Annotated in this window: 13 protein-coding genes; 10 read left to right on the top strand and 3 right to left on the bottom strand. The window is 38.7% G+C overall.

Going from position 1 to position 14,412, the window contains the following annotated elements; genetic code table 11:
* Positions 1 to 45 precede the first annotated feature (45 nt).
* The 7 genes from AC6CH1_RS08145 (at position 46) to AC6CH1_RS08115 (ending at position 6,539) form a co-directional block, all read left to right on the top strand.
* Positions 46 to 948 carry an ABC transporter ATP-binding protein gene (locus tag AC6CH1_RS08145; protein WP_251687605.1) on the top strand — a complete coding sequence of 301 codons (903 nt, stop codon included), beginning with the start codon at positions 46 to 48 and terminating at the stop codon, positions 946 to 948.
* Positions 932 to 2,173 (top strand): ABC transporter permease, encoded by a 1,242-nt coding sequence (locus AC6CH1_RS08140; RefSeq protein ID WP_427709639.1) that lies wholly within the window; start codon positions 932 to 934, stop codon positions 2,171 to 2,173. The genes AC6CH1_RS08145 and AC6CH1_RS08140 overlap by 17 nt, the downstream gene beginning before the upstream one ends.
* A gap of 248 nt (positions 2,174 to 2,421) precedes the next feature.
* Positions 2,422 to 3,417, top strand: a complete 996-nt coding sequence (gene bioB, locus AC6CH1_RS08135) for a biotin synthase BioB (protein WP_498317006.1) — start codon at positions 2,422 to 2,424, stop codon at positions 3,415 to 3,417.
* Positions 3,418 to 3,571: 154 nt separating this feature from the next.
* A complete protein-coding gene (locus AC6CH1_RS08130) occupies positions 3,572 to 4,768 on the top strand; it encodes a class I SAM-dependent rRNA methyltransferase (RefSeq protein WP_251687610.1) in 1,197 nt (398 codons plus the stop codon).
* Between the two features lie 15 nt (positions 4,769 to 4,783).
* Complete coding sequence (locus AC6CH1_RS08125; protein ID WP_008403793.1) at positions 4,784 to 4,972, top strand: hypothetical protein; 189 nt, start codon at positions 4,784 to 4,786, stop codon at positions 4,970 to 4,972.
* Between the two features lie 123 nt (positions 4,973 to 5,095).
* Positions 5,096 to 5,728, top strand: coding sequence for a TetR/AcrR family transcriptional regulator (locus AC6CH1_RS08120; RefSeq protein WP_427709644.1), 633 nt, complete (start codon positions 5,096 to 5,098; stop codon positions 5,726 to 5,728).
* 76 nt (positions 5,729 to 5,804) lie between these two features.
* Complete coding sequence (locus AC6CH1_RS08115) at positions 5,805 to 6,539, top strand: glucose 1-dehydrogenase (protein ID WP_251687614.1); 735 nt, start codon at positions 5,805 to 5,807, stop codon at positions 6,537 to 6,539.
* Positions 6,540 to 6,601: 62 nt separating this feature from the next.
* Here AC6CH1_RS08115 and AC6CH1_RS08110 read toward each other — a convergent pair whose 3' ends face one another.
* Positions 6,602 to 7,180 (bottom strand): copper resistance CopC family protein, encoded by a 579-nt coding sequence (locus AC6CH1_RS08110; protein ID WP_251687616.1) that lies wholly within the window; start codon positions 7,178 to 7,180, stop codon positions 6,602 to 6,604.
* A 277-nt stretch (positions 7,181 to 7,457) separates the two neighbouring features.
* Between AC6CH1_RS08110 and AC6CH1_RS08105 the strand changes: the two genes are divergently transcribed.
* From AC6CH1_RS08105 to rarD, 3 genes are all read left to right on the top strand, one after another.
* On the top strand, positions 7,458 to 9,221 hold the full coding sequence (locus tag AC6CH1_RS08105; RefSeq protein WP_498317003.1) for an ABC transporter ATP-binding protein: 1,764 nt from the start codon (positions 7,458 to 7,460) through the stop codon (positions 9,219 to 9,221).
* A complete protein-coding gene (locus tag AC6CH1_RS08100; RefSeq protein WP_251687621.1) occupies positions 9,211 to 10,977 on the top strand; it encodes an ABC transporter ATP-binding protein in 1,767 nt (588 codons plus the stop codon). The genes AC6CH1_RS08105 and AC6CH1_RS08100 overlap by 11 nt, the downstream gene beginning before the upstream one ends.
* Before the next feature lie 86 nt (positions 10,978 to 11,063).
* Positions 11,064 to 11,990 (top strand): EamA family transporter RarD, encoded by a 927-nt coding sequence (rarD, locus tag AC6CH1_RS08095; protein WP_251687623.1) that lies wholly within the window; start codon positions 11,064 to 11,066, stop codon positions 11,988 to 11,990.
* An 85-nt stretch (positions 11,991 to 12,075) separates the two neighbouring features.
* Here the strand turns inward: rarD and AC6CH1_RS08090 are convergent, their stop codons facing one another.
* Positions 12,076 to 12,876, bottom strand: coding sequence for a M15 family metallopeptidase (locus AC6CH1_RS08090; RefSeq protein WP_498317001.1), 801 nt, complete (start codon positions 12,874 to 12,876; stop codon positions 12,076 to 12,078).
* Between the two features lie 204 nt (positions 12,877 to 13,080).
* Complete coding sequence (locus AC6CH1_RS08085; protein WP_498317000.1) at positions 13,081 to 14,304, bottom strand: MFS transporter; 1,224 nt, start codon at positions 14,302 to 14,304, stop codon at positions 13,081 to 13,083.
* Between the last annotated feature and the right edge of the window lie 108 nt (positions 14,305 to 14,412).

Genomic DNA, 14,412 nt, shown 5'->3' with positions numbered 1-14,412 from the left:
TATATAATGGAATTTCGCTAGTTCTTATAAACAGGAGGTACGCTCATGGTGTTACAACTGAAAGATGTGACGAAACGTTACCGTGATTTTGTTGCGGTAAATCGATTGAACTTTACAATTGAAAAAGGCGAAATATTCGGCTTGATCGGACAAAACGGTGCAGGTAAAACGACTACATTCCGAATGATTCTGGATTTACAGGATACAACAGAAGGTATCATTACATGGGATGGGCAGCCGATTAAATCGGTAAGCCGTGACTTTTTAGGTTATTTACCGGAAGAACGCGGTATTTTCCCGCAAATGAAAGTGGAAGAGCAGCTTTACTTTTTCGGCGAGCTGCATGGAATGGATAAAAACGAGCTGAAAAAAGATATCGACTTTTGGATCGAGCGCTTTGATCTGGAAGAAAAACGACATGTAAAAGCCGAGACTTTATCGAAAGGGAATAAGCAAAAGGTCCAATTAATTGCCAGCTTTATTCATAAACCGGCATTTTTAATTCTTGATGAACCGTTTAGTGGATTGGACCCGGTAAACATGGAGCTGCTGAAAAATGCGATTCTGTATTTGCGCGACCAAGGTATGACAATTTTATTCTCGAGTCACCAAATGGATAACGTTGAGGAGCTTTGTGATCACTTATGCTTATTAAAGCGCGGGGAATCCCTGTTTTCAGGCTCGCTGCTTGATCTGAAAAAGCAGTACGGTAAAACGAAACTGACAGTACGTACTGACAAATCTTTTGAAGTATTAAGCAACTACCCAGGTGTGAATCATGTCAAAATGGAACGGGATTCACAGGCAGTACTGACCCTTGAAGATGAAAAATATGCACCTGAAATTTTTGACCTGCTTTCAAACGGCAATTACATCGAAAAATTCAGTTTAGATTATTTATCCCTGCATGAAATCTTCAAAGAGAAAGTAGGTGCCGGCCTTGTCTAAATTTAAAGTGCTCATTAAAAAGTTATATAAACAAAAAATTACATCGAAGTCCTTTATTTTAACAACATTGCTTTATTTAGTTGTGCTAAGCGGGTTTATGTTCTGGTCTGAAATCAAAGACCTCATTTTCTCTGGGGATGCCGATACAGTTGCTGTTGTAAATGAAACTGATTTTGATATCGCGCAAGTACTGCAGGATACCGATGATGTGGAATATGTATATGTTGAATCGGGGGATATCGCGGATAAATTGAAAGATGGAGATTATTATGCTGCCTTTACCTTATCAGATGCAGAGGGCAAACTAGCGGCGAAAATTGAATCATATGATCCGCTTCCGCTAAATGACCAGCAAGATTTCCAAAGTGCGCTAAGTGCAGCAGGTCAGCTGTATGCGATGAGCCAAATGGAATTATCACCAGAACAGCAACAGCTACTTTTATCGTCAGAACCGGTCATTACGTTAAATTCATTGAATGAAGCTGCGGATGACGGTAAATCTGCAGAAGAAAAAATGGCGGGTGTTTGGGTTTCGTATGCGATTGGGATTATTATTTATATTTTTGTCGCATCGTATTTATCAATGATTACAACAGATGTTGCTTCGGAAAAAGGGTCTCGTGCACTGGAAATGTTATTAGTGAGCGTGAAGCCTGAAGTGCATTTCCGTTCAAAAATTGTCGGTGTATTTCTAGTCGCACTTACCCAATTCGTCATTCTATTCGGAGGCCTATTATTATTACTTCGCTTCTCGGATGGCGGAAACAAATGGTCAATTGTAACCGATCTGCTTAATTCATTATCGATCAGTTACTTCTTGTATATTATCGGGTTCTTATTCTTAACGATTTTCATGTATCTAATTATTGGCGCATTATTCGGTTCCCTAGTATCAAAAGTAGAAGAGGCAGGGCAAGTAATGATGCCGGCAATGATGCTGACACTTGTAGGATTCTACGTAATGCTGACAGGTATGGGTAACCCGGATACAATGCTGATTAAAGTATTCTCGTACATACCGTTTACATCAGGTATGGTTATGCCGATGCGTTTAGGTGCGACGGATATGAATGCCATTGAACCAATCATTAGCTTTGCTCTTTTAGTTGTGACAGTACTGACACTATACTTCTTAAGTCTGTCATTCTACAAACGAAGTGTACTGACATATTCATCAGGCGGAATTATTGAAAAAATGAAAACAGTATTTAAAGTAACAACGTAACTTTTAAAATATGCTCCCCATTATGTGGACAGGAAAACTGTTCCTCTTAATGGGGAGTTTTTTATACGTTCCCTTAACAAAGTCATCTCTTAAGTTAACCAAATAAAAAATATAGTTGACGTAAAAAGGTGATTACTTTATATTTACGTTAACCTTATAAAATTGAAGGTTAACGAAAGTGAAGAATTTTAAATCAGTTGTTTAATGATTATAAAAGAAATCGAACTGATCAATAGGGGGAAGTATTAATGAATTGGGTTCAATTAGCTGAAGAAGTTCTCGAAGGAAAAATACTTACGAATGAGGAAGCGTTAGCCATTGTCCATGCACCAGACGATGAATTGCTGCTATTAATGCAAGGGGCCTTCCTTATTCGGAAACACTATTACGGTAAAAAGGTAAAACTAAATATGATTATGAATGCAAAAAGTGGCTATTGTCCTGAAAACTGCGGCTATTGCTCACAATCATCCATTTCCACTGCACCAATTGAAAAATATCCATTTATAACAAAAGAAGAAATTATTGCCGGAGCTAAAAAAGCATTTGAAAATCAGATTGGAACGTTTTGTATTGTTGCGAGTGGACGCGGACCGACACGTAAAGATGTAAAGGTTGTAAGTGAAGCGGTTCAGGAAATTAAAGAAAAATATGGTTTAAAAGTATGTGCTTGTTTAGGGCTGCTAAAAGATGAACAGGCCGAACAATTAAAAACAGCTGGAGTCGACCGCTATAATCATAATTTGAATACATCTGAAAAGCATCACGATTATATTACAACTTCACATACATATAAAGATCGAGTCGATACAGTTGAAATTGCTAAAAAATATGGAATGTCACCTTGTTCGGGGGCCATTATTGGGATGCGTGAAACGAAACAGGATGTTGTTGATATTGCCTATGCACTTCATGCGCTGGATGCAGACTCCATTCCGATCAACTTTTTAAATGCAATTGACGGTACAAAGCTAGAAGGTACAAAGGAGCTGGATCCCCGCTATTGCTTGAAAGTACTCGCCTTATTCCGCTACATTAATCCAACAAAGGAAATACGAATTGCTGGAGGACGTGAAATCAACTTAGGTTCGTTACAGCCATTTGGGTTGTATGCTGCAAATAGTATTTTTGTAGGGGATTATTTAACAACAGAAGGGCAAGAGGAAAATGCGGATTATGCATTAATCAGAGATTTAGGCTTTGAAATTGAAATCAATGAGAAGCAAGCAGCATTTCAAATGTAGGATGTATACGAGAGTTCATCCAAAAGTAAGTACAACTCAACATGCGAGTAGCTATTCGCAAGCATTCGTAGTAAACTTATATTGTACGGAGAGATTTGTATCTATAACAAGTCTCTCTTTTTTATGAACGAAAAACAGTAGTAAGGATGAAAGCATGAGAAAAAAAACAGAACTACAAGTAGAAAGTAAAGCGATTAAGGATTTGACGAATGGCAATCCATTAATTTTAAAAGATACTGTTGTAATGCCGGAAGTATCGATTGAAGAAGGTAGTCTTCTTCATTTAGTTGATAAAAGCGGCGGATATATTGCAACGGGCTATTACGGGATTCAAAATAAGGGAATCGGCTGGGTACTGACTCGTAAAGAAAAAGAGCAGATTGATGTGAAGTTCTTTACGAAAAAAATCCGTGAAGCTGCTGAAAAACGTGCAGACTTTTTTGCCTCTGAAGATACAACAGCTTTCCGTGTGTTTAACGGTGAAGGCGACGGCATTGGCGGTTTGACAATTGATTTCTTTAACGGCTTTTATATGGTGAGCTGGTACAGTGAAGGAATTTATTCATTCCGTAATGATATCTATGAAGCATTGAATGCGGCAGTGAATACACGCGGTATTTATGAAAAACTGCGCTTTGATACAAATGGTCAATATATTGATCAGGATGATTATGTATCCGGTGAAAAAGGCGAATTTCCGCTGATCGTTCAGGAAAACGGCATGAATTTTGCGGTTGATCTGAATGATGGGGCAATGACAGGAATTTTCCTGGATCAGCGAAATGTACGCAAAGCATTACGTGACCGCTATTCAACTGATAAGACGGTGCTAAATACATTCTCGTACACAGGTGCGTTTTCGGTTGCCGCAGCTTTAGGCGGTGCATCAGGTACGACGAGTGTCGATCTGGCTAAACGCAGCTTGCCGAAAACAATTGAGCAATTCAGTGTGAATGGAATCGACTATGAATCACAGGATATTAAAGTGATGAATGTATTTGACTATTTCAGTTATGCAGCAAGAAAAGGCCTGAAGTTCGACGTAGTTGTACTGGATCCGCCAAGCTTTGCCCGTACGAAAAAAATGACGTTCAGTACGTCAAAAGATTATCCGAAATTGCTCAAGGATGCGTTAACTATTACAAACGATGGTGGCGTTATTATCGCATCGACAAACAATGCAAGCTTTAATATGAAAAAGTTCAAAACATTTATCGACAAAGCGTTTAAAGATTATGGTGCACGCTATAAAATTTTAGAAGAGCACCAGTTGCCGGAAGATTTCACGGTGCCGCATAATTTCCCGGAATTCAATTATTTAAAAGTAGTCATCATTCAAGTGATGAACTAATCGGAGTGATATTAGATGAAATACAATAAAACAACGATGCTGAAATTAATCAACGAGCATCGCGAACTGCATGATGAACTGAAAAAACTGAAATCGGAAATGGGACTGGAAAAAAACTTTGCTGTTAAAGCGCTGTACCATTCAGCTGTGGCTGAAGATGGCCCATATATGAAAGATTATCAGGACTTGGAACGTTTACGCTAATATACGCACCGCAACGATTGAATCCAATTGTTGCGGTGTATTTTTTTGAGCATGACCATTAAATTAACCGTACATAATCATGATACAATACAGCTATAATATGTAAAATTGAGGGGAATACTATTGAGCATCAGAGAACAAAGAAAACAACAGCGCAGGGAACAAATCATTCAGGCAGCAAAAACATTGATGTTAAATAACGGAATTCAACAAGTTCAATTACAGGACGTTGCAAATGAAGTAGGGATTGGTATTGCGACATTTTATCGTTATTTTGCCAATAAAGAATTGCTCGTTTTAGCAATCAATAATGAAATAACTAGGGAAATGACAAATTCTATCAAGCACATTGCAAATGAACCAATGAACGCTTATGAACAAATTGAACGGATATTAACTTATTATATTGAGTTAATCGATGATTCGGAGCATCAATTCGTGAAGTTTTTTAAAGCGTTCGAAGCATATAAACCGATATCTGAAGAGACGTACGAGTACAAGGAATTTCTAGATATTCGAAGAGAAATGGCCAATGTATTGTATTCTATTGCAAAAAAAGGAATGGAAGATCAATCAATCCGAGCTGGCATTGACATTCCGGAGTATGTGTTTACTGTCGTACAAAATATAAGTTATTTTACTGTAGAATCCTATTTGACCGAGCATGACCCTGATCTACCTGTGAAATTAGATCCTAAAAAGCAGTTACAACTTATTAAGAAGATGTTTTTACAATTCATAGCGACTAAAAATTGACGGACCGATCAAACATTGTTATTGTTAAATTAAGATAGTGATAGTTAACTATCATATTTTTGGGAGGATGATTTTGATGACTCGATTAACAGGTAAAGTTGCAATTATTACAGGTGCTGCTCAAGGTATGGGTGCTGCCCATGCAAAGGCATTTGTAGAACAAGGTGCAAAAGTAGTTTTAACAGATTTAAATGAAGAAAAAGGGAAAGCATTTGCTGCAGAATTAGGGGGAAATGCTATCTTCGTAAAACAAAACGTTACTTTAGAGGAAGATTGGACAACTGTTATCGCGAAAACAGAAGAAGCATTTGGTCCTGTAAACGTACTAGTAAACAATGCAGGTATTTCGATGAACAAAAACATGCTGGAAATGTCTTTAGATGAATACATGAAAATCGTCAATATTAACCAAGTATCTGTATTCTTAGGTATGAAAGCAGTAGCGGCTTCAATGATGAAAGCTGGTGGAGGTTCAATCGTCAACATTTCGTCAATCAATGGCTTAGTTGGTGGTGCTGTAGGTTATACAGATACTAAATTTGCTGTTCGTGGTATGACGAAAGCAGCTGCATTAAACTTGGCGCCAATGGGTATTCGTGTAAACTCAGTACACCCGGGTGTTATTGCAACTCCAATGATTATGCAGGAAGATGCAAAAGCTGCGATTGAAGAATTTGCTAAACATATCCCGCTGAAACGCGTATCGCAACCAGAAGAAGTATCTCAATTAGTAGTCTTCTTAGCATCTGACGAGTCAAGCTACTCAACAGGTGCAGAGTTTGTAGTAGATGGCGGAATAACAGCACAGTAATTTGTAAAAAACTGCACTCTAATTGTTACTTTTAAACAGTTAGAGTGCAGTTTTTATTTGTTTTATTTTTTCGTTTTCTTAACTAACCATCTCTTATAGCTGTACATCGTTATCACTGCCAGCACAAGTACAATCAGCGTAATGACAATAACGAGCGTCCAAAATGATCCTTCGTCATTATCATCTGAATTCGTTTCATCCTTTAATGTATCGACAAGTGAATCTACATCGTTGGCAATTTTTTCAGTTGTATCAGCTGCATTATCCTCTTCTTTCTTTGTCTCCGCAGGCGCATTTACTGCAAATGAAAATGAACCTGATAACGGATGGCCATCCTCGCTAATACTATCCCATTCAACGGTATAAGTGTTATTTGGAAGAGGATCAAGCATAATTCCGGATAGAACTCCATCATTTACAGAAATAGAATGAATCGCCATCTCCTTACCATCACTTGCTATTACTTTAAATAGACTGCCTTCTTCAATTTTTCCTTCAAACGTTAAATCAATCGTTTTTATATTTTCGTTAACCGACTCACCTTCTGCAGGATTTGTTGATACCAAGTGTGTATGTGCGAATGCTCCCGGTACAAATAATAAAAATGTAGCAACAAACGATAATAATAATTGTTTCCTCAATAAAAAAACTTCCTTTCGATATTCATTTAGCAGTTCCCATTCCTGCAGAAAAATTAAAATAAATCTGCTGTAAATGGAGTATTGATTGTAGTATGGACAAAAAGATACAGAAATATTGAATGCGAAAATATAAATGCAAAAACCGTTACAAAATCATCAGTAAAATTTTTATCAGAAAAATAATTCGGAATCCGAAAAAAAATATTTGTAAAATATATCGGAAAATTAAAATATTTGGTAAAATGGTGGGACTTGAGTAAAAAAAGAGGGTGAAAGAATGAAGGTATTTCTTAAATTAGGTTGGTTTTTTAAAGAGCGAAAATACCAATACACAGTCGGACTTCTAATGCTTGTACTAGTAGCCATCCTGCAACTCGTGCCACCGAAAATTATTGGCTTTACTATTGATGAGATCGGATCACGGACATTAACAAAAGCTGGCCTATTTAAATGGCTTGCTGTCATTATCGGTGTAGCAATTGCCATGTACATACTGCGTTACTATTGGCGTCAAATGATTTTTGGATCGTCTAACTTGTTGGCGCGAACATTACGCGAGAAGCTCCATCGCCATTTTACACAAATGTCTCCGTCATTTTATCAAAAAAATCGTGTCGGGGATTTAATGGCACATGCAACAAATGATATAAGTGCAGTACAGCAAACAGCTGGCGGCGGGGTTTTAACATTATTTGACTCGCTTACAACAGGGGGCTTTGTCATTTTGGCAATGGCAATCACGATTGACTGGCGTCTGACATTAATTGCACTCATTCCGATGCCGCTAGTAGCCTTATCGACGAGCTATTACGGCAAACTTCTGCATGAGCGGTTCCGTCATGCCCAAGCTGCATTTTCCGATTTAAACGATAAAACTCAGGAAAGTATCAGCGGAATGAAAGTACTGAAAACGTTTGGTCAGCAACAGGAGGACGTTACGGATTTTACGAAGCTTTCCGATGAAGTTGTGGAAAAAAATATGCGTGTAGCAAAAGTCGATTCATTATTTGACCCAACAATCAGCTTTGTTGTCGGGTTAAGTTTCATGCTAAGCCTTGGATTCGGGACGAAATTTATTTTGGAAGATGCGATGACAGTCGGTGATTTAGTTACTTTTACGACGTATTTAAGTATTCTGATCTGGCCGATGCTGGCAATTGGAATGCTGTTCAATATTGTCGAGCGAGGCAGTGTTTCATATGACCGGATCGAACGCATTTTAAATACCCCGATTGAAATCGATGACAAGGTTGACGCAATTGAAGAAAATCCTTCAGGAGATCTTCTATTCAATGTCACTTCATTTACATTCCCTGGAGATGCGGCGCCGACATTACACGATGTGCATTTTGAGCTGAAACACGGCGAAACACTCGGAATCGTCGGTAAAACAGGTGCGGGGAAGACGTCGATCTTAAAGCTGTTGCTTCGTGAGTTTGAAGGATATGAAGGAACAATACAATTTGGTGAACACAATATAAATGACTATAAGAAAAGTTCTCTGCGTCAGGCGATTGGTTATGTACCGCAAGATCATTTTTTATTCTCGGCAACACTTTATTCCAATATTGCCTTTGCCAATCCACGTGCAAGCATGGTGGAAGTTCGTGCAGCGGCGGCACTTGCAAATATTGATGAAGACATTATGAGCTTTACAGATGGTTATGACACGATTGTCGGAGAACGAGGGGTATCCCTTTCAGGTGGACAGAAACAGCGTATTTCCATCGCTAGAGCATTACTTATGAAACCTGAACTGCTCATTTTGGATGATTCTTTATCTGCGGTTGATGCGCGGACAGAAGAAGCGATTTTGCATGCATTAAAAGAAGAGCGGAAAAATGCGACAACGATTATTACATCACACCGTTTAAGCGCAATCCAGCAGGCACATGTCATTATCGTTCTTGATGGAGGTACAATTATTGAAAAAGGTACCCATGAACAGTTAATGGCACTAGAAGGAAGCTATTATGAAATGTACCAGTTACAGCAACTTGAGCAGTTAGTGGAACAGGGGGGTGACCACGATGGCGAATGAGACGATCTCAAGTAAAGAACAGCGCCTCGTTTTAAAGCGCCTCTTTACGTATTTAAAGCCACATAAAAAGATATTGGCCATTGCGCTGTTTCTTCTTGTTTTAACCGTGCTCGGAGATATTATCGGTCCGTATTTGATCAAAGTCTATATCGACGACCATTTAATGATCGGCAATTTTGATATGACCCCAATCGTCACACTCGGGGTTGGGTACTTTATTATTCAGTTGCTGAACGTTATTATCACATATTATCAAAATATTAAATTCCAGGAGCTTGCACTAAAAGTTATTCAACAACTGCGAATTGATGTGTTTTCAAAAATTCACCGACTTGGCATGCGCTATTTTGATCAGGTTCCGGCTGGTTCAATCGTGTCCAGGGCAACAAATGATACGGAAGCTATTAAAGATATGTTCGTGTCGGTACTCATCAGCTTTGTACAGGCGGCGTTTTTAATTGTCGGGGTGTATTTTGCGATGTTTTTCCTAAATGCAAAGCTAGCATTTTACATGCTGCTTTTGCTGCCGGTCATTATGTACATCATTTGGCTCTACCGCAAAATGAGTTCGGTTGTGTATATGCGCATGCGGGAAAAACTGAGTGAGCTTAATGCGAAACTTTCTGAAACATTATCTGGAATGAGTATCGTGCAGGCTTTCCGTCAAGAACCTCGTTTCAATGACGAATTTGACCGTGTCAATGAAGAGCATTTCCAGTCAATGATGGCCAATACGAAAATGAACAGTCTTTTGCTTCGTCCGATTATTGACTTAGTGTACTTTACAGCAATCGTTATTTTACTGTTTTACTTTGGATGGACATCATTTGAAACAGCAGTGGAAGTCGGGGTTGTTTATGCGTTCATAACATATATGAACCGTTTCTTTGACCCGATCAATCAAGTAATGGAACGTCTCGCACTGTTCCAGCAAGCGATTGTAGCGGCATCCCGTGTATTTGAGCTGATAGATAATGAAGAGCTCGAGCCAGCACAGCAAAATAAGCCGGTTCAAGTTTCAAAAGGCCATATCGAATTTAAAAATGTGTCGTTTAGCTATGACGGCAAGCAAGACGTGCTTAAAAATATTTCGTTCACGGTCAATCCAGGGGAGACGGTTGCATTAGTCGGGCATACCGGCAGCGGAAAGAGTTCAATTATCAATCTCCTAATGCGTTTCTATGAGTTTAAGCGCGGTGAAATTTTAATTGACGGCCAGTCGATCAAAGATTACGAACAAAGGGAACTGCGAGAAAAAATGGGGCTTGTACTGCAAGATCCTTTCCTGTTTTACGGAACGATTGATTCGAACATTCGACTGTATAATGAAAATCTCACATTACAGAAGGTGAAGGAAGCGGCAGAGTTTGTGCAGGCAAATGATTTCATTGAATCGCTTCCGGATGGCTATGGAAGCCGTGTAACAGAACGAGGTTCAACGTTTTCAAGCGGTCAGCGCCAACTGGTGGCTTTTGCGAGGACAATTGCGACAAACCCGAAAATCCTTGTACTCGATGAAGCAACGGCAGCGATCGATACCGAAACGGAAGTCGGTATTCAGCAGTCATTGGAAAAAATGCGCAAAGGCCGTACAACGATCGCAATCGCCCACAGACTTTCAACAATTCAGGATGCCGAGCAAATATTAGTATTGCATAAAGGTGAGATCGTTGAACGTGGTACACACCAGCAACTCATCGCACAAAAAGGGTTATATCACAAAATGTACTTACTACAAAATGGTATAGTGGAATAATTTTAATGTCACTATTAAGCTACAATTATTTACTTCTCAAATATGGACATCTATAATGAGAGTATCAAAAATTAGAAGGTGCACCAATGTCAGAACTAAAGAAGGGCGTCTTATTAGCAATCGGCGCCTATTTAATGTGGGGAATCATTCCCCTGTACTGGAAGCAGCTGCAGCATGTGGGCAGTGTAGAAATATTAGTGGGACGTGTAATTTGGTCCTTTGTATTCACCGTTCTGTTTGTGTTGCTGATCCGTCAGTACAAACAGATGATAGCAGATATAAAAATGCTATGGAAAAATAAGAAACAGTTTTTTTTACTGTTCATAGCATCGGTTTTTGTTTCGCTCAATTGGGGAATTTTTATTTGGGCAGTAAACAATGGACATTTACTACAGACAAGTTTAGGTTATTATATTAATCCGCTTATATCCGTATTGTTCGGATTGATCTTTTTTAAAGAGAAAATTTCCCGGGCAACTGCAGTAGCCGTTATCATTGCGGCCATCGGGGTAGGGTATCAGGCGATATTAGGCGGAACGATTCCTTGGGTATCACTGGCGCTGGCGCTGACATTTGCTTTTTACGGTGTAATTAAAAAGCAGATTCCGCTCGATGCGACACGCGGACTCGCAATCGAAACATTGTTTGTTTTACCGATTGCCGTTGCGATATATATTTATTTAATGAATACGTCGGAAATTGCCTTTATGCATGTGGACTGGAAAACCAATCTATTATTAATGGGCGGCGGGATCGTGACGGCCGTGCCACTTGTACTATTTGCAAAAAGTGCGCAAAAAATTCCACTTTATTTATTGGGCTTTATTCAATTTTTGGCACCAACGATCAGCTTAATGCTCGGTATCTTTTTATACAAGGAGCCTTTTACACTGACAGAATTCATCACTTTCGTATGTATTTGGCTGGCAGTATTCATCTTTTCGGCATCCAAAGTGCTCGAAGCGAGAAAACAACATGCAACGTATAATAAAGAGAATGAAGTTAAAGTATAATCTAGCAATAAAAATGAAAAACGACCCATTTGCAACTTGCAAATGGTCGTTTTTTATTTATCCCATTAACATTAACGAACGCCTATCATATTTCCTCCAATACGGAAGTAATAATATATCCTCCGACATTATCACCCGATACTTTGATATTGTCTGATTCAAGTGTGTTAACAGATGTTTTGTTATCGGTATAATGCACGAAATAAGTTGTATTATCTAATTTCATTTTATAAAATTGCTTCTCTTTTAGATAAGCGATATATTCCTCAAAAACGAAGTCGTGCTGCTTCATCATCACGCTATGGGGCAAGCCTATGTATCGGAAATGCCAAGGTTCATACTCAATACCGGTAATGTCGACTTTGTGTTTAGGATAGCGTAGAATGTAGCCAAACTCCGCTGCATTTTCTTCCATCCATTTTCCTTCTGCAACATTCTCCATTTTGCCGATAGTCGAACCAATATCAATCGATAAGCCCGTCTGATGTTCACTATAGCCGGCTGGCAGGGCATAATCGGCACCGATTTGTTCAAAAAGCTGTTTCTGAAGTTTTCCGCTGCGATAGGCACTATTGATTATGAAATGCTCGATTCCATCCTTCGCTGCCGCATCAAATAATTGCTTGAGTGGTGCAATAGCCTGTTCTTCAAGAAAATACTCTGAATTGACGATTACATTTTCAGCAATATCATCTGGAATGGTGGCTAAGTTGCCTGGTTCATTCTGTAATGCGATGTCCCGGTTAACAAGGACAAGATCCCCGTTTGAGACGGAGTACGATGCTAGTGAAAGCTGCTGAGGTAAGTCGGGAGCACCAACTTGTTCAGTCGTAAAAAATTGAAAGCCAATAACGGCCAAAATCAGTATAAAAATAATCTTTTTCATTAAATAACGCTCCTTCAATCTAAGCATAGCAAATATAATGGAATTTTGAAGGTTAAATTGTGGAGATATTCCGAAGAACTAGGAAATTCGGTTGAGCTCCTCTTGAAATATTTCCATATGGAATTATAAACAAAAACAGAAACCGTCTCAAACATTAATGTTTGAGAGGTTTCTATCCATTTCTACTTAACTATATTATAAATATTAATTTTTGGATAATGGCGGGAATTCATTCTTAGTACAAACATTTTGTTTATTTTCTACTATCATCCAAACTAATGTAATACTTGCTGCAATGATTACCATTAAAAATCCGTATAGGGGAGTATTGTCCAGTGACTGATAATGTACAATCAAACCGCCGACATATGAACCGAGGAAAATCCCGATATTGAAAGCTGAAATATTTAAAGCAGAAGCCATTGCAGTAGCAGCTGGTACATATTTTTCGGATAGCTGAACGGCATACAATTGTAAGCCTGGCACATTCATAAACATAAACAGTCCCATTGCTAATACCATTACGAGCCCAATTACTTTGGAATCAAATGAGAAGTATACACCAAGTAACGTTAAGGCTAGTCCAATAAAGAAGATGAATATCGCACGCAGTGGATTAATATTTGCAAAGTGGCCACCGATTGTGTTACCAATAGCGACACAAATTCCGTATACAACTAATATTACGACAATCGCATGAGGGGAGTAGCCCATTTGATTTTCAAGAATAGGGGACACATATGTGTAAACAACAAATACGCCTCCGTAACCCATTGCTGTAATAAATAAAATTAACAGCATACGGAAATTACTTAATACTTTTCCAATATCACTTAATGAAATTGGTTTACTTTTTGTTAAATTATTTGGTACAAGGAATGCATTGCTGATTAACCCAATTATGCCAATAACGACGATGAAGATGAATGATAGCCGCCAATCCGTTACTTGGCCAATGAATGTTCCTAAAGGTACTCCACTGACAGTTGCCAAAGTTAATCCTGTAAACATAAAAGCGATGGCACTTGCCCGTTTGTTTGGTGCCACAACGTCAGCAGCTATAACCGCCGCAATCGACATAAATACACCATGGGCAAAAGCAGAAATAATGCGTCCGATCAACAGTAAAGTAAATGTTGGTGCTATCGCTACCCATAAATTACCGACGATAAAAAGTACCATTACGATCAGCAGCACCTTTTTACGGTCAAGCCGGGATGTTAAAACGGTTAAAATTGGTGCTCCGATTGTAACGCCTAATGCATAGATTGATACTGTTAATCCTGCAGTACTTAAAGTAATATCAAACTCATTTGTGATAAGCGGGAGCAATCCAACGCTAATAAATTCTGTGGAACCGATACCAAACGAACTGATTGCTAACGCAAGAAGTGTTAATCTGGCGTTTGGTGTTTTTAATGTAGACATATTAAAATAACTCCTTTGATTTATTTTATAGGGTATAGTATTATTCATACATACAAAAAAAGCATGTACAGTACTTTTAGTTACTTTTGATAATACTGGGGGTTTCAA

The organism is Solibacillus sp. GQ1 (assembly GCF_059758555.1).
This window is presented reverse-complemented; position numbering and strand designations above follow the sequence as displayed.